Genomic DNA, 24,410 nt, shown 5'->3' with positions numbered 1-24,410 from the left:
GAATGGACATCTAGAAGCTGACGATTCGGTGCACGGTAAATCGTGAGCTCGGCGCAGCGGGATACGTGCGGACGGCATACCAGCTACACGTAAAGATGGCCGCAGGTTAGTCAAGCAATGGAATTCTTGCTCTCATCCAGTCCAATCTGCTTGGTGGCATATAGAGTTTTTGGAGAAGTTCGTCACTGCTGAAATCGAAATACTGGATACCGTCGGCATCGTATTTCAGGCTATTGTCCATGCTGAAGTCCCAGTCGATCCTGAAGTAGCGAATGGCTTGCAAGCTATCTGCAGAATTGAAGACTCGTAACCTGATATGGTCGTGGTTACCTGAATCATTCGGACCTGAGCTGCAAAGCTGGATGTGATAGGTTTTGCCATCGAACTGGCGAACGCCGCCATTGAGCTTTTTCGTATAGTCCTCACAATTCTTGTAGAAAGGACTGGAGATCGTGATGACGAGAATACCTAAGGTGTAGGTAAGCGCTGCAATATAGAGGAAGGTGATGCGACGATACGTTTTGCGTTTCTCCGCACGAAATCCTTTCGAAAATTTTTCCATCCTCCACAAGAAAAATGGTAACGCTATTGCCATCAGAGGAAAGAATATCCTTCGGATCATTGCGAAGCGAAAATCTGAATCTGCTCGCCACAAGAATGCTCCAATCGGGTCAGTAAGCCATCCTGGCAAAGCGAATAAGGCGGCAGTCAGTAGTAGCGGTGTGGCGATGATGAATGCAAGCGTCAACATCGTCCCTAGAAACAGTCTCGTCACATAGGTTCGGGTGGTCGGCATATCGGTTGCAGTTGAAGTTGAATGGGCTTGTCAAGTTTGACGAGCCTGGGTTTGGTATAGATCATGAAGTCGCCGCCCCGGTTGTGTTTTTCTCTCCAGGCGTTGTAATTCTTGTTGTAAATCGGGTAGTAAATGTCTTGATCCCGATATTTGCGAAATATCCCTCTGCGCGTATCGACAAGAACTTCAATGCCTCTCTCTGTCAGATAAATGGAATGAAGCTTGCTGCGGTCTTGCGGAGAGCTTCCGAAGCCGGTATTCACATTGATGCTGCTATCAAGAGGCAGAACATGTTCTCCATCGATAGCTTGGCTTATACCGCTTTCCAGGGTAATGATTGCGCCGCTCTTGTTCCAGTGACCTAGATATTGGGACTTCGAGGGGCCGTCATTGTCATTGAATGAATAATTGTCTCTGATGTAGACGAAGACATGGGTCACCTCTACGTTTGGTTTCATGCAGAAGGTCTTGGTTCTTTTCCTGTTGTCATAGCAAAAGTATTTTTCGCCGCTAACATGGGCAATTGCAACTGCTACAAAAAGGCTGAAGTGTGCCAAGGCTCCGGTAAGGTCGGTCAGGGCCACGGCCTCGCCAAGGGTCTCAGCGTCGGAAACTTCTGATAGTTGAAATTGCCATGCTGTGTGTAGCTGATGTAGGTCGGAGAGCATTGGCCGCGTATCCAGCCCCAATCTTTCTTGTCCTTTGAACTGGCTGGATAAATGTCCCGAGAGTTTGTTGCGAAGTACGGCCAAACTTTTACTGCTGTATATGTCTCTCTTCAACAGAGTGACGTAGCGCTTCCGAACCGCGCTGAACCCAAGGGTCCAGTCGAGGGTAACGCTAACATCATCAATAGGCTGCACGGATTTTGGATCATTGTTGTAGACATGCTTTTCCCGCGCAAACCAGCTCCGCGCCAGCTTGGCAGAAACAGGCCACCCCATTTTCTCCATCGCCCCCGGAATATCCTGCAGATCAAACACCGGCGGTTCCTTGCACTCTTCGAGCACCAGCCCATCCGCGCGTTCTGGCGGTTTGCTGTCGGCCTGCTTGTTGGCGGCGGCAGCATCCAGGCGTTTCTGCAAGCGCTCCTGCGCTTTGCGTGCCTTGGCTGCCTGTCTGCTTTCAGGCGGAGGTGGTGGCGGAGGCGGCAAGGGTGTTGCGCCCGGTGCCGGTCGTTCCATCGATACAGCGCTCTGCGTGGCCAGCGGTACGCACCCGCGCGCTCCGGCATAGTGCTGCCAGCGGATCGGCCGAAACGGCATCAACGAGGATTCCATCCGATAGTAAGGAAGCTTGCGCGCTGCCATGGCGATGCTCTTGTCAAAAGAAGAATCCGCCACGGTACGTTTGCATGTTTCCAGTGGTCAATGTATTGACCGTTTAACGCATCAAAATGCGCCTCAACCTCGAATAACTTCGGTGAAAAAGCGATGCGACGTCGCTTTCTTCCTGCAACTGCTCAAAAAACAAAGCGGGCGAAACGCTCTCACGTCCCGCCCGCCTGCTTGAAGACTACAACCGCAGCCGCTTACAGATACATCCCGCTCTGCCGCTCCGCTTCCTGCTGGGTCTCCGCCGGTTTGGCCTTCTCGGCGTGGAATTTCTGGATCGCCGCCAGCACTTGCGCAGGCTCGTCGATCACCTGCAGCAGGTTCACGTCCTTGGGTGAGATCATGCCGTCGTCCACCAGGCGGGTCCTGATCCAGTCCACCAGGCCGGCCCAGAATTCGCTGCCCACCAGGATCACCGGCATCATGCGCGACTTGCCGGTCTGCATGAGGGTCAGCGCTTCGGTCAGTTCATCGAGCGTGCCGAAGCCGCCCGGCAGGACCACATACGCATCGGCATACTTGACGAAGGCCACCTTGCGCGCGAAGAAATGACGGAAGGACAGCGAGATGTCCTGCCAGGAGTTGCCGTGCTGTTCGTGCGGCAGTTCGATGTTCAGGCCCACCGAAGGCGATGCGCCTTCGTAGGCGCCCTTGTTGGCAGCCTCCATGATGCCGGGCCCGCCACCGGAGATGACGGCGTAGCCCGCGTCGGAGATCAGACGGGCGATCTCCACGCATAGTTGATAATGGGGATTGTCGGGCTTGATCCGGGCAGAACCAAAGATGGAAACGGCAGGACGCAGCTCAGAGAGACGTTCGGTCGATTCGATGAATTCTGCCATAATCGTGAGTACATGCCACGACTCGCGCGCCTTCTTGGCCGTCGCGCGTTCGATGTCCCCTACCTCCCGCAGACGCGGGACATTTTTTCCTCTCTGTTCCATATGCAAAAAACCTTGTTGTTAGTTGATGGTTCCAGTTACCTCTATCGCGCATTCCATGCACTGCCCGATATGCGTAACGCGGAAGGCGCGCCCACCGGTGCGCTCTACGGCATCATCAATATGCTGCGCCGACTGCGCAACGATTATCCCGCAAGTTACGTGGCCTGTGTGTTCGATGCCAAGGGCAAGACTTTCCGTGATGATCTGTATCCCGACTACAAGGCCACCCGCAAATCCATGCCGGAAGACCTGGCATTGCAGATCGAGCCCATCCACGCCGCCGTGCGCGCACTGGGCTGGCCGATCCTGATGGTCGAAGGCATCGAAGCCGATGACGTCATCGGTACGCTCTCGGTACAAGCCACCGCCGCAGGACTCGATACCATCGTCTCCACCGGCGACAAGGACATGGCCCAACTGGTCAACGAACACGTTACCTTGGTCAACACCATGAGCAATGAAGTTCTCGATATTGCCGGCGTGACCGCAAAATTCGGCGTGCCGCCCGAGCGCATCGTCGATTACCTGAGCCTGATCGGTGACACCGTGGACAACGTGCCCGGCGTCGAAAAGTGCGGCCCCAAGACAGCCGTGAAGTGGCTCACCGCCTATGGAACGCTCGATGGCGTGATGGCCAATGCCGACAAGATCACCGGTGTGGTCGGCGAGAACTTGCGCCGTGCGCTCGACTGGCTGCCGCAAGGCCGGGTGCTGGTGACGGTCAAGACCGATTGCGATCTGTCGGCACACATGAAGTCCATCCTCGAATCGCTGACCATGCAGCCGCAGGACAAGGAGGTGCTCAAGGATCTCTTCACGCGCTACAACTTCCGCACCTGGCTGCGCGAACTCGGCGATGGCGGCGAGACGGGTGCATCGAAGGCTCCCATGGTGGGAGCGTCGGCCGCTGCCGCGCTGGAGGCGCCCGCACAAGGCGGCCTCTTCGCAGCCGCGCCCAAGGTCGAGTACGAGACCGTGCTCACCGATGCCCAGCTCGACCAGTGGATCGCGCGCATCAATGCCGCTGAACTCACCGCCGTCGATACCGAAACCACCTCGCTCGAAGCCATGCAGGCGGAGCTGGTCGGCATCTCGCTGTGCTGCGAGCCGGGCCGTGCCGCCTATATTCCGGTGGCGCACAATTATCAGGATGCACCTGAACAGCTGTCCCGCGAGCATGTGCTGGCAAAGCTGAAACCCTGGCTGGAAGACGCCAGCAAGCCCAAGCTCGGCCAGCACCTGAAATACGACAGCCACATCTTCGCCAACTATGGCGTGCGGCTGGCTGGGGTGAAGCACGACACGCTGCTGGAATCCTACGTCTTCGAATCGCACCGTCCGCATGACATGGACAGCCTGGCCGCACGCCACCTGGAACGCAAGACCATCACCTATGCCGAAGTGTGCGGCAAGGGTGCGTCCCAGATCGGCTTCAACGAAGTGGCCATCGAGCGCGCCACCGAATACGCCGCCGAAGATGCCGAGGTCACGCTGGCGCTGCACCAGGCCATGTGGCCGCAGATCGAGCATGACGAGAAGCTGCGCTTCATCTACGAGAAGATCGAAGTGCCGACCTCGGTGGTGCTGCAGAAAATCGAGCGCAATGGCGTGCTCATCGACAGCGCACGCCTGGGCCAGCAATCGCACGACCTCGGAAAGCGCATGCTGGAAATCGAACAGCAGGCCTATGACCTCGCCGGCCAGCCCTTCAACCTGAATTCACCCAAGCAGCTGGGCGAGATCCTGTTCGGCAAGCTGGAGCTGCCGGTGGTCAAGAAGACCGCTTCCGGCGCGCCCTCTACGGATGAAGAAGTGCTGCAGAAACTGGCCGAGGATTATCCGCTGCCGAAGGTGCTGCTGGATTACCGCAGCCTCTCCAAGCTCAAGTCCACTTATACCGACAAGCTGCCCAAGATGGTCAACCCGTCCACCGGCCGCGTGCATACCAACTATGCGCAGGCGGTGGCGGTGACGGGGCGCCTGTCCTCCAATGAACCCAACCTGCAGAACATCCCGATCCGCACCGCCGAAGGCCGCCGCATCCGCGAAGCCTTCGTCGCGCCGGCAGGCAGCGTGATCGTCTCGGCCGACTATTCGCAGATCGAGCTGCGCATCATGGCGCATATCTCCGAAGACGAGAACATGTTGAAGGCCTTCGCCAACAACGAGGACATTCACAAGGCCACCGCCGCCGAGATCTTCGGCATCGCGCCCGAGCAGGTCGAGTCCGAGCAGCGCCGTTATGCCAAGGTCATCAACTTCGGCCTGATCTACGGCATGAGCGCCTTCGGCCTGGCCGGCAACCTGGGCATCGAACGTGCGGCCGCGCAGATGTACATCGACAAGTACTTCATGCGCTTCTCGGGCGTGAAGCGCTACATGGATGAGACACGCCTGCAGGCCAAGGCGCGCGGCTATGTGGAAACCGTGTTCGGCCGCCGCCTGTGGCTGCCCGAGATCAATTCGCCCAACGGCCCGCGCAGACAAGGTGCCGAGCGTGCGGCGATCAATGCGCCCATGCAGGGCACCGCCGCCGACCTCATCAAGCTGGCCATGATCGCCGTGCAGGACTGGCTGGAATCGACCGGCATGCAAAGCCGCATGATCATGCAGGTGCACGATGAACTGGTGTTGGAAGTCCCGCAACAGGAGCTGGCGGCCGTGCGTGAAAAGCTGCCCGAACTGATGAAAAATGTTGCGGAGCTGAAAGTTCCCTTGCTTGCCGAGGTGGGAATCGGTGAGAATTGGGACGAGGCGCATTAACGACGAAATGTATTAATCTTCACTACCCTGACACCAGCAAGCGGGATTGCGCCGCTCGGCAGTGCAGGGGGAGTGAAGGATTAGGCAAAAATACAAGATTGACAGGCAGGCAAGCCCGCGCGGGCTCAAGCCGGCTGATGTCAGCACTGAACGACCAAGGCACAAGCAGACCGGCACCGCAACCGCAGGCAGACAAAGACGGGACGGTGCCCTGGGTGAACCCGGACGAAGACCGGGCAACCGAGGCTGAGGCAGGGAAGCAGCAGGGTAGGGGACACGCACATTCATTACTGGCCATGGCCGCTCTTGCGGTCCGTGGTGCTCGCGCTCTCCGTCTTTCCGTCCGGCCTCCGATGAACACATGGGAGGAGACGTCATGAAGTCAGCAATGAAAGTGGGCACGCGCCTGGGGCTCGGGTTTGCGTGGGTGGTCTTGCTGCTGGTGCTGGTGACCGGCTTTGGCATCTACAACATGCACCAGGTGCAGGGGCGCTTCACCCACGTGGTCGAGGTCAAGAATCCCGAGAGTGCGCTGGTCAAGGAAATGCTGGAGACGGTCGGCGAACGCTCCATCTCGCTGCGCAACCTGATGCTGCCGGCCGCGCCCGAAGACGTGGACGTCGAGGCCCAGTACATCGAAGCCCAGACCCTCAAATACAAGATGGCCGCGCAGAAGCTGCAGCAGCTCTTTGCCGGTTCCGCCGATACCAGCGAGGAAGAAAAGGCGGCCCTGCCCAAGATCCAGACGCAGGCGGCCACGGCCGAAAAGCTCATCAACGAGGCCGTCGAATTCGGCAAGCGGCGCGAAGCCTATGAACTGGCGCAATTCCTGAAGGAGCAATACCTGCCCGTGCAGAAATCCTGGCAGGTCGAATTGAAGGCCCTGGCTGCGCTGGAAGACAAGCTCAACCGCGAAGCCGCTGACAGCAGTGCCGTTGCTTACGGTCATGCGCGTTTGCTGATGCTGGTCCTCAGCGCCATCGGCGTGGTCACCGCCGTCCTCGCCGCCTTCTGGATCACGCGGCAGATCCTGCGCAAGCTGGGCGGCGAGCCCGATTACGCCGTGCAGATCGCCGGCCAGATTGCCGAGGGCGACCTGGCCGTGGTGATCGATACCCGCGCCGGTGACAAGGACAGCCTGCTTGCCGCCATGGGCGTGATGCGCGACAAGCTGGCCGCCATCGTCTCCGAAGTGCGGCGCGGCTCGGAAACCATCACCACGGCCTCTACCGAGATCGCCCGGGGCAATCTCGACCTGTCCGCGCGCACCGAGCAGCAGGCCGGTGCGCTGGAAGAAACCGCCTCCTCGATGGAGCAGCTCAATTCCACCGTCAAGCAGAATGCCGAGAACGCGCACCAGGCCAACGACCTGGCGCTGGCGGCCTCCGACGTGGCGGTGCAGGGCGGCAGCATCGTGTCGCAGGTGGTCGAGACCATGCAGTCCATCAACGCCTCCTCGCAGAAGGTGGCCGATATCGTCAGCGTGATCGATGGCATCGCCTTCCAGACCAATATCCTCGCGCTCAACGCGGCGGTCGAGGCGGCGCGTGCGGGCGAGCAGGGGCGTGGCTTTGCGGTGGTGGCCTCCGAAGTGCGTTCGCTGGCGCAGCGTTCGGCCTCGGCGGCCAAGGAAATCAAGGTGCTCATCGGCGACTCCGTGGGCAAGGTGGAAAACGGCAGCAAGCTGGTCGAACAGGCCGGCAGCACCATGACCGAGATCGTCACCAGCATCCGCCGTGTGACCGACGTGATGACCGAGATCACGCATGCCAACCGCGAGCAGAGCAGCGGCATCGAGCAGGTCAATGAAGCCATCATCCAGATCGACGACATGACGCAGCAGAATGCCGCGCTGGTCGAACAGGCCGCCGCCGCAGCCCGCCAGTTGCAGGAACAGGCGGCCGGATTGCAGCAGCTGGTGAGCGTGTTCCGCATCGATACAGCCCATGTGAGCGCGGCCTCGTCATCGCACGGCCAACCTGCGGCTCCCGAGCACGTCATCGATGTGACGCCCGCTGCGCCCGGGCTGCCGGCGGGCAGTGCGGCCCTGGCGGTACAGGGCTGAAGCACGCCCGGCGCGTTGCGCGGATTGCGGTTAGACTCCGGCAGGGGATGCGCCGGATTGCCTGCGGTGATCCCAATGAAAGCGGTCCGCACGGGCCGCTTTTTTCTGGATGCCCTCTCTTCCCGCATCACGTCCACCACAACGAGGCCAAGTGCCACCACGATGGAGAACCCGATGAACGATCTTCGCAACGATATCGACAGCCTGCTGGGCCAGAGCACCCTGTCCGGCCCGGCCGACCGCCGCACCTTCCTCAAGACCGCGCTGGGCACCGGCTTTGCCGCGGCCGTGCTGCCGGTGTGCGCGCAGACCATGATCAAGACCGATACCCAGGGCCTGAGCGCAGGCGAGGCGTCCATCGAGGTCAACGGCCAGCGCGTGCCGGCCTATCGCGCCCAGCCCGAGGGCAAGACCGGCTTGCCGGTCATGATCGTGGTGTCCGAGATCTTCGGCGTGCATGAGCACATCGCCGACATTGCGCGCCGCTTCGCCAAGCTGGGGTATCTGGCGATTGCGCCGGACTTCTTTGTGCGCCAGGGTAATCCCATGGCCTATACCTCCATTGCCGAGCTGCAGAAGGACATCATTTCCAAGGTGCCGGATGCGCAGGTGATGGGCGACATCGATGCCTGGGTGAAGTGGGCCGGCGAAAACGGTGGTGACCTGAACCGTCTCGGCATCAACGGCTTTTGCTGGGGTGGTCGCATCGTCTGGCTCTACAGTGCCTACAATCCCAAGGTCAAGGCCGGTGCTGCCTGGTATGGCCGCCTGGTGGGCGAGAAGAGCACACTGTTCCCGGTGCAGCCCATCGACATCGCGCCGGTGCTGAAGACGCCGGTCATCGGACTCTATGGCGGCAAGGACCAGGGTATCCCGGTCTCCACCGTGGAGCAGATGAAGGAAGCGCTGCAGAAGGCGGGCAACAAGTCGGAATTCCATGTTTATATGAATTCCGGCCATGCCTTCAACGCTGATTATCGCCCCAGCTATGTGGAAGCCGATGCCAAGGATGCCTGGAGCAAGGTCGTGACTTTCTTCAAGCAGCATGGCGTAGCGTGATGCGATAGTTTGGTCGAGCTTCTTGTTGGTGCGCTTCTGATACAGATCAAGGCAGGGCGCACCAAGATGTGCAACGCGATGAGGCGGGGGACGGTGATGGCCGTCCCTTTTTCATTGGCGCGTGGATAAAACACATGGGTATACCGCGTGAAAGCCAGGTAACCAGAGGCGATCCGGCCTTGGCACGCGGTTTGCTAATCAGTGGGTTGAGTAGAAGCGGCTAGCAGTAGGTAACGAAAACACTTACCTTCTTGCGGGGCATTGCTCGTGATGCCATCGGCATGCGCCGATGGTCCCTCTCTTTGGACAGGACACGAGACCATGCTGATTGCCCAAGCGCTTGCTCTTTCCTTGTTGCCGTTCTCTGCGGCATTCCCCTTGATTCATTTGCTTCGGCGCATCGCCCTGCGAGGTGCGCCATGAACGCCGTCGTTGACCGTTTCGATGGCCGTACAGCCGCCTCCACCCTGGCGCTGCGGGTGAGGGTAGTACGTCAGGCTGCCGCGGACATCCGCCTGTTCGAACTGGTATCGGCCGATGGCAATGCACTGCCGCCCTGGTCGCCGGGCGCGCATCTGCGACTGCATCTGCTGGACGGGCTGGTACGCGCCTATTCGCTCTGCAATACGCCGCAGCAGCGTGATTGCTATGTCATTGCGGTCAAGCGCGAGCCCGCTTCGCGCGGCGGTTCCGCCTTCCTGCATGAGCAGGTGGACGAGGGCACGACGCTCACGGCATCGCCGCCCGTCAATGCCTTCCCCCTGATCGCCGATACGCGCGCGCCGCTGCTGCTGGCCGCTGGCATCGGCATCACACCGCTGCATGCGATGGCGGCCGAACTGGCTGCGCAAGGCGTCCGGCATCGCCTGCATTACTTCGCACGCGGTCTGGCGCATGCGGCTTTCTTCCACGAACTGGCTGCGTGCTCGCAAGGCATGTCCCTGCATCTGGGCCTGGATGGCGCCGAGACCGGACGCGCCATTGCGGCAGCCCTGGCGGCAGTGCCGCGTTCCTCGCCGCTGTATGTCTGCGGACCTGCGCCCTTCATCGGGGCGGCACGCAGCCATGCGCAGCAGGCTGGGTGGCGCGAGGACGACATCCACTTTGAATTGTTTGCCGCGCCCGCGAAGGACGCTGCGGAGCCCGCAGCAACGGAGCCGATGCAAGAGCCTCCCTTCGAGCTGGTGCTGCAGCGTTCCGGCCTGCGCTGCGAGGTGCAGCCGGGCCAGAGCATCGTCGCAGCGGCGGCGCAGCTGGGGGTGGTGATCGGCACCTCCTGCGGCGAGGGTTTCTGCGGCAGTTGCGAAAGCACCGTGCTGGAGGGCCAGCCCTGGCATCGCGACAGCGTGCTCTCGGCGGCCGAGCGCGCCAGCGGGCGCCGCATCCTGCCGTGCGTGTCGCGCTGTGCGGGCGCCCGGCTGGTGCTGGATCTGTGATGTCGGCCAGTGTTTTGTCAGTGCAAGTTCAACCCACCTGGAGAGGAAGGCTATGAAGAAGCAATTGATGCAAAAGCGGACGTTCATGCGGCGTGTGGCAGCGGTATGGCTGGGCGCAGCCGCCCTGGCGATGACGGGCCTGGCCCACGCCGAAGACAAGGTGACGCTGCTGTCGAACTGGTATGCGCAGGCCGAGCACGGCGGCTTCTACCAGGCCGTGGCCAAGGGTATCTATAAAAAATATGGCATGGACGTGACCATCAAGATGGGCGGGCCGCAGGTCAACAACATGCAGATCCTGGTGGCCGGCCAGGCCGACTTCAGCATGGGCTATGACTTCACGGTAATGAAGGGGATCGAGCAGGGCCTGCCGCTGGTGACCGTGGGCACCTCCTTCCAGTCCGACCTGCAGGGCATGATGACCCATGAGGACGTCACCAGCCTGGGCGGCCTGAAGAACAAGACCATCCTGGTCGCCGGTTCCGGCCAGTCGAGCTGGTGGCCGTGGCTCAAAGCCAAGTACGGCTATACCGATGCGCAGTCCAAGGCCTATACCTTCAACCTGCAGCCTTTCTTTGCCGATCCCGACATCGCCCAGCAGGCCTATCCGTCGTCCGAACTGTTCCAGGCCGACAAGGCAGGCGTGAAGAGCAAGTTCTTCCTCTTCGCCAGCGAGGGTTATCCGCCGTATGGCACCACCATCGTGACCTTGCAGAAGACGGTGGCCACCAAGCCTGACCTGGTGCAGCGTTTCGTCAAGGCCACCGCCGAGGGATGGAAGAGCTACCTGGAAGATCCGGCACCGGCCAATGCCCTCATCAAGGCGGACAACAAGAACATGAGCGACGAACAGCTGGCCTATGCCGTAGGCAAACTGAAGGAGCTGAAGGTAGTCACCGGTGGCGATGCGGCCAAGATGGGCATCGGCGTGATGACCGACGAGCGCTGGAAACAGACCTATGACGTCATGGTCTCCACAGGCCTGCTCAAGGCCGGCACCGATTATCACAAGGCCTATACCACCCAGTTCGTCAAGGACATGAAGGTCATGCCCTGAGCTTGCTGATGGCCTGGAGGGCTGCCGCTGTACGCAGGCCGGGGCAGCCTTCCTTCTTCGCGTGAGGACGCCATGATTCCCTACACTCCACCGATGACCGCGCGCCGCATTCCGGTGATCGATTTTGCTGACGCGTTTTCTCCCGAGCTGGCCCGCCGCGAGGCGCTGGCGTGGGAGATCCACAAGATCTCGCGCGACGTCGGCTTCTTCTACCTCGTCAACCACGGCGTGCCGCAGGCGCTCATCGACGGGCAGTTCGACTGGGCGCGGCGTTTCTTCGCGCTGCCCCAGGCCAGCAAGGCGGCCATCGACATGCGCCATTCTCCCTCCGGCTATGGCTATGAGCGCATGGGCGCGCAGGCGCTCGATGAAGGTTCGCCGGCCGACCTGAAGGAAGGTTTCCAGTTCGGTTTCGACATCGCGCCCGATCATCCTTACGTGCAGCGCGGCCTGCTGCGCTATGGCCACAACCTGTGGCCGCAGGACTTGCCGGGATTCGAGGCACATGCGCGGCTGTATTACGAGGCAGTGCGCACGCTCTCGCATCGCCTGCTGGGCGTGATCGCGCTGTCGCTGGAGATGCCCGAGGATTTCTTCGAGCCGGTCCTGCAGACGCCCATTGCCACCCAGCGCATGCTGCACTATCCACCGCAGCCGGCCGGGGCGCAGCACAACCAGATCGGCGCGGGTGCGCATACCGACTGGGGGCTGGTCACCATTCTTGCGCAGGACGCCATAGGCGGGCTGGAGATCTGCAATGCCGATGGCGAGTGGGTGAGCGCACCGCCGATAGACGGCAGCTTCGTGGTCAACATCGGCGACCTGCTGCAGCGCTGGAGCAATGACCTGTATCACAGCAATCCGCATCGCGTCCTCAATGCCGGCAGCGCGCCGCGCTATTCACTGCCGTTCTTCCAGGATGGTGACCAGGCCGCCGTGGTGGCCTGCCTGCCCAGCTGCTGCAGCGCCGAGCGCCCGGCGCGCTATGCGCCCTGCACCATCGGTGACTACCTGGAGATGAAGGTACGCCAGACCTTCGGGGCGGTGGCGACGGCCTGAACAGATTTTCCGGCGAAGGCGACCGTGTTGGCACGCCGGCCGGACCACTGCGGACCATAGCGTTCGCAGTCCAAGCAGAAGGAGTCAACATGCTGGTCACCCAACAAAAAGTCTTGCGCAAGTTCTGGTATGCGCTCATGCCCGTCTCGCACCTCAAGGACGGTCCGCAGCCCTTTACGCTCCTGGGCGAGAAGCTGGTGGTCTGGCTCAAGGAGGATGGTTCTCCGGCCGCCCTGCAGGATCGCTGCTGCCATCGCACGGCGAAATTGTCCAAGGGTTTCGTTGAAAACGGCCACATCGTCTGTGGCTATCACGGCTGGACCTTCAACGGCGAAGGCGCTTGCGTACGCGTGCCACAGAGCGTGGATGGCAGCGTGCCATCGGGTGCCTGCGTGAAGTCGTATCGCTGCCAGGAGCGCTATGGTTACGTGTGGGTCGCGCTGGAGGAACCGCTGCGCGACATCCCGGATTTCCCCGAAGAGGGCGCGCCGGGCTATCGCCGCATTTTCCAGTTCTACGAGCGCTGGGAGACCAGTGCCCTGCGCATGATGGAAAACTCTTTCGACAATTCCCACTTCAGCTACGTGCACCGCGCCACCTTCGGCCTGTACGACCAGCCCAAGCCGGAGAAGTACGAGATCACAGAAACCGACTACGGCTTCGAAGCAGAAACCCGCGTGCCCATCAAGAACGTGCCGGCCAGCCATCGCGTGACCGGCAGCACCGCCGACACCACGGTGCGCCACATGTTCAACCGCTGGTATCTGCCCTTCGTGCGCCGCTTCGGTTGCACCTATCCGGAGAGCGGACGGCACCACATCATCTACAACTGCGCCACGCCCATCAATGATGGCGCCATCATGCTGTCGCAATGGCTGTACCGCAACGACACCGAAGAAGAGTGTTCCGAAGCCGAGCTCATTGCCTGGGATGCGCCCATCCTGGTGGAAGACCGAGACATCCTGGAAGCCACCGATCCCGATGCCTGCATCGACGTGCGCCGCCGCCAGGAATTCCACATGGCCTCGGACCGGCCAGGCCTGATCATGCGCCGCATGCTGCTGCAATTGCTGGAAGAGCACGGCGAATCCGAAGTGTTCCGCATCCACCCCGCTGCATGAACCCGCCAGGAGATTCCATGGACAGAGATGAATACGCCATGTCGCAGGCTGCGGCATGGGAACTGAGGGAGCAGGAAGGTGCGGCCGCCGGTCCGCCGCCCGTGCTGTCGGCGCAGCGGGTGGAGAAGACCTATCGCAATGGCACGCGCGCGCTCGATGAAGTCCGGCTCGATATCGGCCGGGGCGAGTTCGTCTCGCTGCTGGGGCCGTCCGGTTGCGGCAAGAGCACCTTGCTGAAGATGTTCGCCGGACTGGAAGAACCATCGCACGGCCACATCCGCTGGTGGGGCGGCAACCTGGCCACGGTCGGCACGCCCGAGCGCACCCTGGCGATGGTGTTCCAGGAAGCCACGCTCATGCCCTGGGCCACGGTGGAGCAGAATGCCCGCCTGCCGCTGGACTTGCGCCACGTGCCGCGCGCCCAGGCCGATGCGCGCGTGGCCGGGGCCTTGAAGCTGGTGGGACTGGAAAAATTCCACAAGGTGCTGCCGCGCGAACTCTCGGGCGGCATGCAGATGCGCGCGTCGATTGCGCGGGCACTGGCGACCTCGCCCAATCTGCTGCTGATGGATGAACCCTTCGGCGCCCTCGATGAATTCACCCGCAACAAGCTCGACGCCGACCTGCGCGACATCTGGAGCCGGCAGGATCTGACCGTGGTCTTCGTCACTCACAGCATCTATGAAGCGGTGTTCCTGTCCTCGCGGGTGATCGTGATGGCGGCCCGCCCGGGGCGGGTGATTGCCGATGTGGCCATTGATGCACCGGGGCCGCGTGATGACGCTTTCCGCATTTCCGCGCCCTTCATGCAATATTGCAAGACCCTTTCGGATTACCTGACGCTGGCCAACCAGCAGGGAGACGGCCATGCAGCCCAACACTAACCCGCTGGTCAATCGTCCCGGCTTCTGGCGCGTGGCCGCTCCGCTGGGCATCGGCATCGCCTTGCTGCTGACCTGGCAGATCGTCTGTACGCTGCTGGAGGTGCCCCCTTACCTGGTGCCCAGTCCCGTACTGATCGCCAAGACCCTGGTGGCCGATTGGGGCATGCTGATGGAGTCGCTGCTGGTGACCTTGAAGATCACCTTCCTGGCCTTCGCACTGGCGGTGGTATTGGGGGTGGCGATTGCCTTCGTGTTCGTGCAGAGCCGCTTCATCGAGGTCAGTCTCTTTCCGTATGCGATCATCCTGCAGGTCACGCCCATCGTGGCGATTGCTCCGCTGATCATCATCTGGGTCAAGGACACCACCGCGGCGCTCACGGTGTGTGCGACCATCATGGCGCTCTTTCCCATCATCTCCAACACCACGCTGGGATTGCGCTGCGTCAACCCGGGCCTGCTCAACCTGTTCCGGCTGAACAAGGCGACGCGCTGGCAGACCTTGTGGCGCTTGCGTATTCCCAGCGCCTTGCCTTACTTCTTCGGCGGCCTGCGCATCTCCAGCGGCCTGGCCCTGATCGGCGCGGTGGTGGCCGAGTTCGTGGCCGGTACCGGCGGTACCGGGTCGGGACTGGCTTACCAGATCCTGCAGGCGGGCTTCCAGCTCAACATCCCGCGCCTGTTTGCGGCCTTGCTGCTCATTACGCTGACCGGCATCCTGCTGTTCTGGCTGATGAGCGCGCTCTCGCGCGCCATGCTGGCCGGCTGGCACGAGAGCGAGATGGCATGACGACGTTTATCCGAGGAGCAGCATGCTCATGAACACCTTCCTGATCCGTAACCTGCAGGCCATCATGACCGGCTTGCCGGGTGCGGCCGCGCGCCATGCAGGGCCCGACATCCGCGTGGCCGACGGCGTGATTGCAGCCATCGGCCAGCTCGATGCGCTGCCCGGCGAAAGCGTGATCGATGCCAGTGATTGCGTTGCCTATCCGGCATGGGTCAATACCCATCACCATCTGTTCCAGTCACTGCTCAAGGGTGATCCGCTGGGCATCAATGCCACGCTCACACCGTGGCTGGCGGCTACACCCTATCGCTACCGTGCCCGCTTCGATGCCGGGCTGTTCCGGCTGGCCGCGCGTATCGGCATGGTCGAGCTGATGCGCTCAGGGTGCGGCACGATTGCCGATCACAACTACCTGTACTACCCCGGCATGCCTTTCGATACCTCGGAAATCCTCTTCGAGGAGGCCGGGCGGCTGGGCCTGCGTTTCGTGCTGTGCCGGGGTACGGCCACGCGCACGCGGCAGCTGGAAGCGGAATTGCCCAGCGCCTTGCGGCCGGAGACGCTCGATGGCTTTCTCGCGGATATGCAGCGTCTGGCCAGCCGCTTCCACGATCCATCGCCGGCATCGATGCGGCGCGTGGTGATGGCCCCGACCACGCCGCTCTATTCGGCCGCGCCCGACGAACTGCGCGAGATCGCCGGGGCCGCCCGTGCGATGGGCTTGCGGCTGCACAGCCATCTCTCCGAGACGGTGGGCTACCAGGACAGCGCGCACGCCATGCACGGCTGCCGGCCGGTGGAATTCTGCGAGCGCATCGGCTGGCTGGGCGCGGACGTGTGGTTTGCGCATCTGGTCAAGCTCGATGCGGAGGAAATTGCGTTGCTGGGAAGCACCGGAACGGGCATCGCCCATTGCCCGCAAAGCAACGGTCGGCTGGGCAGTGGTATCGCGCCGATCCGTGCGCTGGAGGCGGCCGGCGTGCCGGTCTCCATCGGCGTGGATGGCGCGGCCTCCAACGAGGCGGCTGACATGATCTCGGAAACCCATGCCGCCTGGCTGATGCAGCGCGCCCGGCGCGGCCAGGAAGCGGCCCCGGCGTTTCGTGGCGGCCACTTCGAAGGCGGGGCCGACGAGGCCACGGTGGAAGACGTGGTGCGCTGGGGCAGCAGCGGCGGTGCCCGCGTGCTGGGCCTGGGCGCCCTGGACGGCTTGCAGGTCGGCCAGCAGGCCGATATCGCCCTGTACCGGCTGGATGATCCGCGCTATTTCGGTTTGCATGATCCGGCGATCGGTCCGGTGGTCTCGGGTGGACGACCTTTCCTGAAGGCAATGTGGGTCGGCGGTCGCGCCGTGGTGCGCGAGGATGCCATCCCCGGCGTAGACCTGGCCGAGCTGGGGGCGCAGGCGCGGCAGGCTCTCAAGACCATGCTGGCAGGCAATTGAGGTTGGGTAAGCGTCGGTAAAGCCGGCTCCCGGGAGCCGGCTTTTTCGGGCGCTTCCCCATGAGCCACATGGGATGCCGGCCAAAACTGCTAAAATGCCGGGATGATCAAGAGACGCAATTCTCCCTTCAGTTTCTCAGCCGAGGATTTCGATGAATCCATGGATTCCTTTGGCGCTTTCGACCCGTTCCATTCCGACTCCCTCTCCCGCCAAGCGACTGCGCCCGATGACCGCCAGCGCGCCGAGGGCGGGGATGATTCCGCCGAGGAAGTCCGTCCTCCGCTGGAACTGGACCTGACCAATCATTTCCTGATCGCCATGCCGTCCATGCTGGACCCGATCTTCGGCGGCACCGTGGTCTACCTGTGCGAGCACAACCATAACGGCGCGCTGGGCGTGGTCATCAACAAGCCCACCGACATGACCATGGACGTGCTGTTCGACCGCATCAACCTCAAGCTGGAGATCCGCCCCGATACGCCCGACGCCATGCCGGAGCTGTATCGCCGTCCGGTCATGTTCGGCGGTCCGGTGCAGGTGGAGCGCGGTTTCGTGCTGCATTCGACGGCGGAAAAATATTCCTCGACCCTGCAGGTCACCGATGAGGTGGCGCTGACCACTTCCAAGGACGTGCTCGAAGCGGTGGCACACGGCAACGGCCCGCAGCGCGTGCTGGTCACGCTGGGCTGCTCGGGCTGGAGCCCGGGGCAGCTGGAAGGCGAGATCGGCCGCAATGGCTGGCTGACCGTCAAGGCCGATCCGGCCATCATTTTTGAGTTGCCGGTGGAGCAACGCTTCACGGCGGCGCTGGCCCTCTTGGGCATCGATCCGGTGATGCTCTCCGGCGACGCCGGACGGGCCTGAGGGAGCGCGGGCACTTGGACACCATCCTGGCCTTCGACTTCGGCTTGAAGCGCATCGGCGTGGCCGTGGGCAATACGGGCCTCAAGCAGGCGCAGCCGCTGGCAGTGCTTAGCGAGCCCACCAACGACGGCAAGTTCGCCGCCATCGCGCGGCTGATCGAAGAGTGGCAGCCGGCGCGCTGCGTGGTCGGCCTGCCCCTGCATCCGGACGGCGCCGAGCACGAGATGAGCGTGCGCTGCCGGCGTTTCGCCAACCAGTTGCACGGCCGCTATGGCGTCGAGGTCACGCTGGTGGATGAACGCTACAGTTCGGCGGTGATCCAGCACCAGCGCGGCGAACAGATCGACGACCAGGCCGCCGCCATCATTTTGCAGCAATACTTTGACGACGCACATTCATGAGCACAACACCTTCCCAGCTTGATGCAGAAGCGCTGTACCAGACGCTGGTGCAGCAGATCAAAGCCGGCCTGCAGGGCGCAACCGAGGTTGCGCTGGTGGGCATCCATTCAGGCGGCGCCTGGCTGGCCGAACGCCTGGCCACGGAACTGGGCCTGACGGACCGCCTGGGCTTCGTCGACGTGTCCTTCTACCGCGACGACTTTTCCGAAAAGGGACTGCGCGCCGATGTGAAACCCAGCCAGGTTCCTTTCGATGTCGAAGGCGCCACCCTCGTGCTGGTCGATGACGTGCTCTACACCGGTCGCACCACGCGTGCGGCCATCAATGAATTGTTCGACTATGGCCGTCCGGCGCGCGTGCTGCTGGCGGCGCTGGTGGACCGTGGCGGCCGCGAGCTGCCCATTGCCGCCGACTTCGTGGCGGCCACGGTCGCCCTGAGCAAACAAGAAAACCTGCAACTGCAACGCGCCGACGACGGCCGCTTCTCACTTACGGTGGTCCATGCTTAATCCCCAACTCAACAAAAACGGCGAACTGCAACACCTGCTAACCATCGAGGGCCTGCCGCGCGCTATCCTGACGCACATCCTCGATACCGCTTCGTCCTTCGTCAGCATCGGCGACCGCGAAGTCAAGAAGGTGCCGCTGATGCGCGGCAAGAGCGTCTTCAACCTGTTCTTCGAGAATTCCACGCGCACCCGCACCACCTTCGAGATTGCCTCCAAGCGTCTCTCGGCGGACGTGATCAATCTGAACATCCAGGCCTCCAGCACCAGCAAGGGCGAGTCGTTGCTGGACACCATCGACAACCTGGCGGCCATGCATGCCGACATGTTCGTGGTGCGCCATGCGCAATCGGGCGCGCCCTTCCTGATCGCCAAGCACCTGATCGATACGAAGCAGTCACACGTCCACGTGGTCAATGCCGGCGACGGCCGCCACGCGCACCCGACCCAGGGTCTGCTGGACATGTACACCATCCGCCACTACAAGAAGGACTTCACCAACCTGCGCGTGGCCATCGTGGGTGACATCCTGCACAGCCGCGTGGCGCGCTCCGACATCCATGCGCTGACCACCCTGGGCGTGCCGGAAGTGCGCGCCATCGGCCCGCGCACGCTGCTGCCCAGCGGCCTGGAGCAGATGGGCGTGCGCGTCTTCCACAACATGGAAGAGGGCCTGAAGGACGTGGACGTGATCATCATGCTGCGCCTGCAGAACGAACGCATGAGCGGCGCCTTGCTGCCCTCGGCGCAGGAGTTCTTCAAGAGCTATGGCCTGACCCCGGAACGCCTGGCCCTGGCCAAGCCGGACGCCATCGTCATGCACCCCGGCCCGATGAACCGCGGTGTGGAAATCGACTCGGCCGTGGCCGATGGCGCCCAGGCCGTGATCTTGCCGCAGGTGACCTTCGGCATTGCGGTGCGCATGGCGGTCATGAGCATCGTGGCCGGCAACTGAATCCTAGGCTGACGACGACTATCCCCGCGACGTTTTGAACGATCCGTTAAGAAGACAAGAACTGATGAAACTGCATATCAAGAACGGCCGCCTGATCGACCCGGCCAACGGCATCGACGCCCAGCAGGATGTGTATGTGGCCGCCGGCAAGATCGCCGGTGTGGGCCAGGCCCCGGCCGACTTCGTGGCCAACAAGACCATCGATGCCACCGGCCTGATCGTGGCCCCCGGCCTGGTGGACCTGTCGGCGCGCCTGCGCGAGCCCGGCTACGAGTACAAGGCCACGCTGGAATCCGAGATGCAGGCCGCCATCCAGGGCGGCGTGACCAGCCTGGTCTGCCCGCCCGATACCGATCCGGTGCTGGACGAACCCGGCCTGGTGGAAATGCTCAAGCACCGCGCCCGTTCGCTCAACCAGGCACACGTCTATCCTCTGGGTGCGCTGACCGCAGGCTTGAAGGGCAAGGCGCTGACCGAAATGGCCGAGCTGACCGAGGCCGGTTGCATCGGCTTCTCGCAAGCCGAAGAGCCGATCACCGACACCACCGTGCTGCTGTCGGCGCTGCAATACGCCAAGACCTTCAACTACACCGTCTGGCTGCGCCCGCAAGACCCGCACCTGGGCCGCTCCGGCATCGCCCACAGCGGCCCGGCCGCCTCGCGGCTGGGTTTGTCGGGCGTGCCGGTGATGTCCGAAACCATTGCGCTCTACACCCTCTTCGAACTGATGCGCGCCACCGGCGCCCGCGTCCACCTGTGCCGCATGTCCTCCGCTGCCGGGCTGGAGCTGGTGCGCCAGGCCAAGAGCGAAGGCCTGCCGGTGACCTGCGACGTGGGTGTGCACCACATCCATCTGTGCGACCTGGACATCGGTTTCTTCGATTCCAACGCCCGCCTGACGCCGCCACTGCGTTCGCAGCGTGACCGCGAAGCGATCCGCACCGCCTTGCTGGACGGCACCATCGATGCGGTCTGTTCCGACCACACCCCGGTGGATGACGACGAGAAGCTGCTGCCTTTTGGCGAAGCCTCGCCCGGTGCCACCGGCCTGGAACTGCTGCTGTCGCTGTCGCTGAAGTGGGCGCTGGAGACCGAGGGCCAGGGCAAGGAAGTGCTGTCCAAGGCGATCTCCAAGGTGACGCACCGCGCCGCCAAGGTGGCGGGCCTGAAGGCCGGTAACCTGGCCGTGGGCAACGTGGCCGACCTCTGCCTGTTCGACCCCAACACCATGTGGAAGGTGCAGGGTGCGGCGCTGGCCAGCCAGGGCAAGCACACGCCCTTCCTGGGCTACGAGCTGCCGGGCGTGGTCAAGGCCACCATCGTCTCGGGGCATATTGCCTTCGAACGTTGATGTCCGCCACAGCTTGATTCCTGCTTGATCGATGGTTGCTCTCGTGTAACCTCGACCTTGATTTTCGCTCACGTCGTTTTTTGCCGTTCACGACCCGATCACAAGCCGATACGCCATGTTCGTTTTTCGTTTGCTGCGCCTGATTGCGCATCTCTTCAAGGGCATGGCGGTGTGTGCCTTCCTGTTCCCGTTCACTTCCGAGAAGGGCAGGGAGGCGCATATCCGGCGCTGGTCGCGCAAGCTGCTGCGCATCTGCGGCATTGAGGTGCGCATCGACAGCCCGCTGCCGATTCCGCGTTCGCTGCTGGTGTCCAATCACGTGAGCTGGCTGGACATCTTCGTGGTCAATTCGCTGCAGCCCTGCCGCTTCGTGGCCAAGTCCGAGATCCGCAGCTGGCCGCTGATCGGCTGGCTGTGCGCCAAGACGGGCACCATCTTCATCTCGCGCGGCAAGGCCAGCGACGTGCGCCGCATCTTCAAGGGGCTGGTGGAAAGTATCGAGAAGGACGAGCACGTGGCCTTCTTCCCTGAAGGCACCACGGCGGCGCAAGGCACCCTGCTGCCTTTCCACGCCAACCTGTTCGAGGCTGCCATCGATGCCAAGGCGCCGGTGCAGCCGTATGCGCTGCGCTATGTGGATGCCGACGGCAAGCTGCATGCGGCGGCCGACTTCATTGGTGACATGTCCATTGCCGAGAGCATCCTCACCATCCTCAAGGCCCGCGGGATGACGGCCGAACTGAAGCAATTGTCACTCATCAGCACGGAGGGCGCGCATCGCCGCGACCTCGCGCGCACCGCGCGTGAAGTGATTGCCACCGGGCTGGGTTATTCGCTGGAGTCGCTCAGCCCGGCCGGCGCGCCTGCGGACACTGCACCTGGAACAGTGCCCGATCCTCAAGTCGCACCGCACTGAGTTTTCCGCCCCACACGCAACCGGTATCGAGGGCGATCAGCTTGGGGCGCATCACCAGTCCCAGCGTGGACCAGTGACCGAAGACCACGGTCACGTCCTCTGTACGCCGCCCAGGCACGTCAAACCAGGGCATCAATCCCTCCGGCGCTGCTGCGGCGCCTTCCTTCACGGCAAAATCCATCGTGCCATCGGCCTGGCAGAAGCGCAGGCGGGTGAAGGCATTGATGATGCAGCGCAGACGCTCGTGGCCGGCCAGGTCATCGCTCCAGCGGTCGGGCTGGTTGCCGTACATGTGGCGCAGGAAGTCGATCCACTGGTCGCTGCGCAGCATGGTTTCCACTTCGCCGGCCAGGGCCAGCGCCTGTTGCAGATCCCATTGCGGTAGCACCCCGGCGTGCACGATCAGGTGGCCCTGTTCATGGATGGCCAGCGGGCGGTGACGCAACCAGTGGATCAGTTCTTCGCGGTCGGGGGCGTTGAGGATGTCATTGAGGGTATCGTCGCGGTGAGCCGGACGGATGCCGCAGGCCACGGCCAGCAGGTGCAGGTCGTGGTTGCCCAGCACCGATTGCGCGCGGTCGCCCATCTGCATTACGGTGCGCAGGGTTTGCAGGGATTGGGGGCCGCGGTTGATGAGGTCGCCGGCCAGGATCAGCCGAGGCGAACCCTGCCTGGGCAGGGTGTCCAGCAGGGCCTGCAATGGGCCGCCGCAGCCTTGTACATCCCCAATGACATAGGTGGACATGGCGTACAGTCAGGCCGCTGCGCGTAGCATTCCCTCGAGGGTTTGCCGCAGGGAAGGGATGTCGGGTTTGCCGATGGCCGTGAAGAGTTTCTCAGGGCTGCCGCATAAGCGGGCGATCTCATTCTGGCGCGCAAAGGCGGGATTGAATCCAATCTCCAGTTGATGACCGGATAAATCTTCCAGTGTTGAAATCACCGACTTGAGGGAGTGAGAGACACCCGTACAGACGTTATAGGTTTCGCCAGGCGACGCCTTTTCCAGCAGGTCAAGATACGCACCCACCACAAACCTGACGTCGTTGAATTCGCGCTCGACATCGATGTTGCCGAGATCAATCCGGTCTGCACGCCGTGCATAGTGGCTGACCAGTTTGGGAATGACGAAGCTGGGATCCTGCCCTGGCCCGGTATAGTTGAATGGGCGCGTGAAGAACAGCGGCAGATCATTCAGGTAGTTGCGTGCCATGAGTTCCATGGCCAGCTTGCTGCACGCGTAATGATTGGCTGGTGCAGGAACCTGATCCTCGGTGATGGGCGAGTGCTCGGTGTTGCCGTAGATGTTCGCGCTGCTGGCCAGCAGTATCTTGCGTACGGCAACGCCAGGTTGCCGCAGTGCATCCAGCAGGTTGGTCGAGCCTACGACGTTGACCTTGTAGAACGCGCTTGCGTCTGCATGGCCGACGAACGCGATGGCAGCCAGATGCACCACCGCCTCCGGCAAGACCTCCCGCATCTCCGCCTTCAGCGCAGCTGCATCGGTCAGGTCTGACTGGAGATCGATTACCGTATGGCCGCGGGCACTGGCCAACACACTGAAGTGTTGGCCAGTGAATCCACGAGCGCCTGTGACCAGGATTTTCAAAACGAGAATCCTGTTGCGTTACGGCGCAGGTCGGCTTCGACCATCATCTGGCACAGCTGCTCCAGCGTTGCTGTCGCACTCCAACCCAGCTTGGCCTTGGCTTTGGACGGGTCGCCGATCAACAGATCCACTTCCGCCGGACGATAGAACTTGGGATTGATGCGCATGACGGTCTTGCCGGTGGCGGTATCGATCGCCACTTCCGATTCGGCGCTACCCTTGAACTCCAGCTGGATACCGGCGGCCTTGAATGCCATTTCCACGAAATCGCGCACGGTCTCGGTACGGTTGGTGGCCAGCACGTAGGTATCGGGCTCGTCAACCTGCAGCATCCGCCACATGCCTTCCACGTAGTCCTTGGCATAGCCCCAGTCACGCTTGGCGTCGATATTGCCCAACTCCAGGCAGTCCAGCTGGCCCAGCTTGATCTTGGCCACGGAGTCGGTGATCTTGCGCGTCACGAATTCGCGGCCGCGCAGCGGACTTTCGTGGTTGAACAAGATGCCGCTGGAGCCGAAGATATCGTAGCTTTCGCGGTAGTTGATGGTCATCCAGTGCGCATACAGCTTGGCCACGCCATAAGGGCTGCGGGGATAGAACGGGGTGTCTTCCTTTTGCGGCACAGCCTGAACCTTGCCGAACATTTCGGAGGTGGATGCCTGGTAGAAACGGATCTTGGTATTGACCAGGCGGATCGCTTCAAGCAGGTTCAACGCGCCGATCCCGGTGATATGGGCAGTGGTGGAGGGTTGTTCGAAGCTCACACCGACGAAGCTCTGCGCCGCCAGGTTGTAGATCTCATCAGGTTGCACCTTCTGCACCAGCGAGAGGGTCGAGCCCAGATCGGTCAAGTCATACTCGACCAGATGCAGATTGGGATGGGCCTGAATGCCCAGTTCGTTGATGCGCCAGAAATTGACCGAGCTGGTACGGCGGTACGTGCCGTAAACTTCGTAGCCTTTTTCCAGCAGCAGCTGGGTGAGGTAGGCGCCGTCTTGTCCGGAAATGCCGGTGATGAGTGCGGTTTTCTTAGTCATGGCTGAGTATGAAGTGAGGGAACAA

Annotated in this window: 22 protein-coding genes; 16 read left to right on the top strand and 6 right to left on the bottom strand. The window is 62.2% G+C overall.

Translation table 11 applies throughout. From position 1 onward, the window contains the following. Positions 1-106 precede the first annotated feature (106 nt). The 3 genes from ACVC5H_RS23345 to ACVC5H_RS23335 all read right to left on the bottom strand — a co-directional run bounded on the left by ACVC5H_RS23345 (position 107) and on the right by ACVC5H_RS23335 (position 3,074). On the bottom strand, positions 107-796 hold the full coding sequence (locus tag ACVC5H_RS23345; protein WP_489620095.1) for a hypothetical protein: 690 nt from the start codon (positions 794-796) through the stop codon (positions 107-109). Further along, complete coding sequence (locus tag ACVC5H_RS23340; RefSeq protein ID WP_489620094.1) at positions 772-2,106, bottom strand: DUF6402 family protein; 1,335 nt, start codon at positions 2,104-2,106, stop codon at positions 772-774. The genes ACVC5H_RS23345 and ACVC5H_RS23340 overlap by 25 nt, the downstream gene beginning before the upstream one ends. 221 nt (positions 2,107-2,327) lie before the next feature. Then, positions 2,328-3,074, bottom strand: coding sequence for an LOG family protein (locus tag ACVC5H_RS23335; RefSeq protein ID WP_489620093.1), 747 nt, complete (start codon positions 3,072-3,074; stop codon positions 2,328-2,330). On the opposite strand from ACVC5H_RS23335, the gene polA reads away from it, so the two are divergent. The 16 genes from polA (at position 3,075) to ACVC5H_RS23255 (ending at position 21,742) form a co-directional block, all read left to right on the top strand. After that, positions 3,075-5,837, top strand: a complete 2,763-nt coding sequence (gene polA / locus ACVC5H_RS23330) for a DNA polymerase I (protein WP_489620092.1) — start codon at positions 3,075-3,077, stop codon at positions 5,835-5,837. A 376-nt stretch (positions 5,838-6,213) separates the two neighbouring features. Further along, a complete protein-coding gene (locus tag ACVC5H_RS23325; protein ID WP_489620091.1) occupies positions 6,214-7,902 on the top strand; it encodes a methyl-accepting chemotaxis protein in 1,689 nt (562 codons plus the stop codon). A 174-nt stretch (positions 7,903-8,076) separates the two neighbouring features. Further along, positions 8,077-8,961 carry a dienelactone hydrolase family protein gene (locus ACVC5H_RS23320; RefSeq protein WP_489620090.1) on the top strand — a complete coding sequence of 295 codons (885 nt, stop codon included), beginning with the start codon at positions 8,077-8,079 and terminating at the stop codon, positions 8,959-8,961. A 419-nt stretch (positions 8,962-9,380) separates the two neighbouring features. Further along, positions 9,381-10,397 (top strand): PDR/VanB family oxidoreductase, encoded by a 1,017-nt coding sequence (locus ACVC5H_RS23315; protein WP_489620089.1) that lies wholly within the window; start codon positions 9,381-9,383, stop codon positions 10,395-10,397. Positions 10,398-10,464: 67 nt separating this feature from the next. Further along, positions 10,465-11,454: an ABC transporter substrate-binding protein gene (locus ACVC5H_RS23310; protein ID WP_489620088.1), complete on the top strand. Its 990-nt coding sequence runs from the start codon at positions 10,465-10,467 to the stop codon at positions 11,452-11,454. A 72-nt stretch (positions 11,455-11,526) separates the two neighbouring features. Next, on the top strand, positions 11,527-12,513 hold the full coding sequence (locus tag ACVC5H_RS23305) for an isopenicillin N synthase family dioxygenase (protein WP_489620087.1): 987 nt from the start codon (positions 11,527-11,529) through the stop codon (positions 12,511-12,513). A gap of 89 nt (positions 12,514-12,602) precedes the next feature. Further along, entirely contained in the window at positions 12,603-13,634 is a 1,032-nt protein-coding gene (locus ACVC5H_RS23300; protein WP_489620086.1) for an aromatic ring-hydroxylating dioxygenase subunit alpha, read from the top strand. A gap of 17 nt (positions 13,635-13,651) precedes the next feature. Beyond that, positions 13,652-14,518: an ABC transporter ATP-binding protein gene (locus ACVC5H_RS23295; protein WP_489620085.1), complete on the top strand. Its 867-nt coding sequence runs from the start codon at positions 13,652-13,654 to the stop codon at positions 14,516-14,518. After that, positions 14,502-15,305: an ABC transporter permease gene (locus tag ACVC5H_RS23290; protein ID WP_489620084.1), complete on the top strand. Its 804-nt coding sequence runs from the start codon at positions 14,502-14,504 to the stop codon at positions 15,303-15,305. Before ACVC5H_RS23295 ends, ACVC5H_RS23290 begins: the two co-directional genes overlap by 17 nt. Before the next feature lie 28 nt (positions 15,306-15,333). Continuing rightward, positions 15,334-16,749 carry an amidohydrolase family protein gene (locus ACVC5H_RS23285; protein ID WP_489622748.1) on the top strand — a complete coding sequence of 472 codons (1,416 nt, stop codon included), beginning with the start codon at positions 15,334-15,336 and terminating at the stop codon, positions 16,747-16,749. 159 nt (positions 16,750-16,908) lie between these two features. Next, on the top strand, positions 16,909-17,613 hold the full coding sequence (locus tag ACVC5H_RS23280) for a YqgE/AlgH family protein (RefSeq protein ID WP_489620083.1): 705 nt from the start codon (positions 16,909-16,911) through the stop codon (positions 17,611-17,613). A 14-nt stretch (positions 17,614-17,627) separates the two neighbouring features. After that, positions 17,628-18,014 (top strand): Holliday junction resolvase RuvX, encoded by a 387-nt coding sequence (ruvX, locus tag ACVC5H_RS23275; protein WP_489620082.1) that lies wholly within the window; start codon positions 17,628-17,630, stop codon positions 18,012-18,014. After that, a complete protein-coding gene (pyrR, locus tag ACVC5H_RS23270; RefSeq protein ID WP_489620081.1) occupies positions 18,011-18,523 on the top strand; it encodes a bifunctional pyr operon transcriptional regulator/uracil phosphoribosyltransferase PyrR in 513 nt (170 codons plus the stop codon). The genes ruvX and pyrR overlap by 4 nt, the downstream gene beginning before the upstream one ends. Then, positions 18,516-19,475, top strand: a complete 960-nt coding sequence (locus tag ACVC5H_RS23265) for an aspartate carbamoyltransferase catalytic subunit (RefSeq protein WP_017454302.1) — start codon at positions 18,516-18,518, stop codon at positions 19,473-19,475. Before pyrR ends, ACVC5H_RS23265 begins: the two co-directional genes overlap by 8 nt. Before the next feature lie 64 nt (positions 19,476-19,539). Continuing rightward, positions 19,540-20,826 (top strand): dihydroorotase, encoded by a 1,287-nt coding sequence (locus ACVC5H_RS23260; protein ID WP_489620080.1) that lies wholly within the window; start codon positions 19,540-19,542, stop codon positions 20,824-20,826. 115 nt (positions 20,827-20,941) lie between these two features. Further along, complete coding sequence (locus ACVC5H_RS23255) at positions 20,942-21,742, top strand: lysophospholipid acyltransferase family protein (protein WP_489620079.1); 801 nt, start codon at positions 20,942-20,944, stop codon at positions 21,740-21,742. Here the strand turns inward: ACVC5H_RS23255 and ACVC5H_RS23250 are convergent. Genes ACVC5H_RS23250 through gmd form a run of 3 tightly spaced genes read right to left on the bottom strand, consistent with a single transcriptional unit; the run spans position 21,672 to position 24,385 of the window. Beyond that, the gene (locus ACVC5H_RS23250) at positions 21,672-22,487 is read right to left on the bottom strand and encodes a symmetrical bis(5'-nucleosyl)-tetraphosphatase (RefSeq protein ID WP_489620078.1); all 816 of its coding nucleotides are present in this window, start codon (positions 22,485-22,487) and stop codon (positions 21,672-21,674) included. The two genes, ACVC5H_RS23255 and ACVC5H_RS23250, sit on opposite strands and share 71 nt — an antisense overlap. A gap of 9 nt (positions 22,488-22,496) precedes the next feature. Next, positions 22,497-23,348: a GDP-mannose 4,6-dehydratase gene (locus ACVC5H_RS23245; protein WP_489620077.1), complete on the bottom strand. Its 852-nt coding sequence runs from the start codon at positions 23,346-23,348 to the stop codon at positions 22,497-22,499. Continuing rightward, positions 23,345-24,385 carry a GDP-mannose 4,6-dehydratase gene (gene gmd / locus ACVC5H_RS23240; protein WP_489620076.1) on the bottom strand — a complete coding sequence of 347 codons (1,041 nt, stop codon included), beginning with the start codon at positions 24,383-24,385 and terminating at the stop codon, positions 23,345-23,347. The genes ACVC5H_RS23245 and gmd overlap by 4 nt, the downstream gene beginning before the upstream one ends. Positions 24,386-24,410 lie beyond the last annotated feature (25 nt).

The sequence above is a fragment of the Herbaspirillum sp. Her3 genome, assembly GCF_057961275.1.
Note: the sequence above shows the minus strand (reverse complement) of the source record. Positions and strands in the feature narration are given on the sequence as shown.

Excerpts from the sequence above, each read along its gene's own strand:
- ACVC5H_RS23340 (WP_489620094.1), bottom strand. The coding sequence starts at position 2,106 with ATGGCAGCGCGCAAGCTTCCTTACTATCGGATGGAATCCTCGTTGATG.
- gmd (WP_489620076.1), bottom strand. The coding sequence starts at position 24,385 with ATGACTAAGAAAACCGCACTCATCACCGGCATTTCCGGACAAGACGGC.
- ACVC5H_RS23295 (WP_489620085.1), top strand. The coding sequence starts at position 13,652 with ATGGACAGAGATGAATACGCCATGTCGCAGGCTGCGGCATGGGAACTG.
- ACVC5H_RS23325 (WP_489620091.1), top strand. The coding sequence starts at position 6,214 with ATGAAGTCAGCAATGAAAGTGGGCACGCGCCTGGGGCTCGGGTTTGCG.
- polA (WP_489620092.1), top strand. The coding sequence starts at position 3,075 with ATGCAAAAAACCTTGTTGTTAGTTGATGGTTCCAGTTACCTCTATCGC.
- ACVC5H_RS23310 (WP_489620088.1), top strand. The coding sequence starts at position 10,465 with ATGCAAAAGCGGACGTTCATGCGGCGTGTGGCAGCGGTATGGCTGGGC.
- ACVC5H_RS23345 (WP_489620095.1), bottom strand. The coding sequence starts at position 796 with ATGCCGACCACCCGAACCTATGTGACGAGACTGTTTCTAGGGACGATG.
- ACVC5H_RS23260 (WP_489620080.1), top strand. The coding sequence starts at position 19,540 with ATGAAACTGCATATCAAGAACGGCCGCCTGATCGACCCGGCCAACGGC.
- ACVC5H_RS23250 (WP_489620078.1), bottom strand. The coding sequence starts at position 22,487 with ATGTCCACCTATGTCATTGGGGATGTACAAGGCTGCGGCGGCCCATTG.
- ACVC5H_RS23265 (WP_017454302.1), top strand. The coding sequence starts at position 18,516 with ATGCTTAATCCCCAACTCAACAAAAACGGCGAACTGCAACACCTGCTA.
- ACVC5H_RS23335 (WP_489620093.1), bottom strand. The coding sequence starts at position 3,074 with ATGGAACAGAGAGGAAAAAATGTCCCGCGTCTGCGGGAGGTAGGGGAC.
- ACVC5H_RS23300 (WP_489620086.1), top strand. The coding sequence starts at position 12,603 with ATGCTGGTCACCCAACAAAAAGTCTTGCGCAAGTTCTGGTATGCGCTC.
- ACVC5H_RS23305 (WP_489620087.1), top strand. The coding sequence starts at position 11,527 with ATGATTCCCTACACTCCACCGATGACCGCGCGCCGCATTCCGGTGATC.
- ACVC5H_RS23290 (WP_489620084.1), top strand. The coding sequence starts at position 14,502 with ATGCAGCCCAACACTAACCCGCTGGTCAATCGTCCCGGCTTCTGGCGC.
- ACVC5H_RS23280 (WP_489620083.1), top strand. The coding sequence starts at position 16,909 with ATGGATTCCTTTGGCGCTTTCGACCCGTTCCATTCCGACTCCCTCTCC.
- ACVC5H_RS23315 (WP_489620089.1), top strand. The coding sequence starts at position 9,381 with ATGAACGCCGTCGTTGACCGTTTCGATGGCCGTACAGCCGCCTCCACC.
- ACVC5H_RS23285 (WP_489622748.1), top strand. The coding sequence starts at position 15,334 with ATGAACACCTTCCTGATCCGTAACCTGCAGGCCATCATGACCGGCTTG.
- ACVC5H_RS23255 (WP_489620079.1), top strand. The coding sequence starts at position 20,942 with ATGTTCGTTTTTCGTTTGCTGCGCCTGATTGCGCATCTCTTCAAGGGC.
- pyrR (WP_489620081.1), top strand. The coding sequence starts at position 18,011 with ATGAGCACAACACCTTCCCAGCTTGATGCAGAAGCGCTGTACCAGACG.
- ACVC5H_RS23320 (WP_489620090.1), top strand. The coding sequence starts at position 8,077 with ATGAACGATCTTCGCAACGATATCGACAGCCTGCTGGGCCAGAGCACC.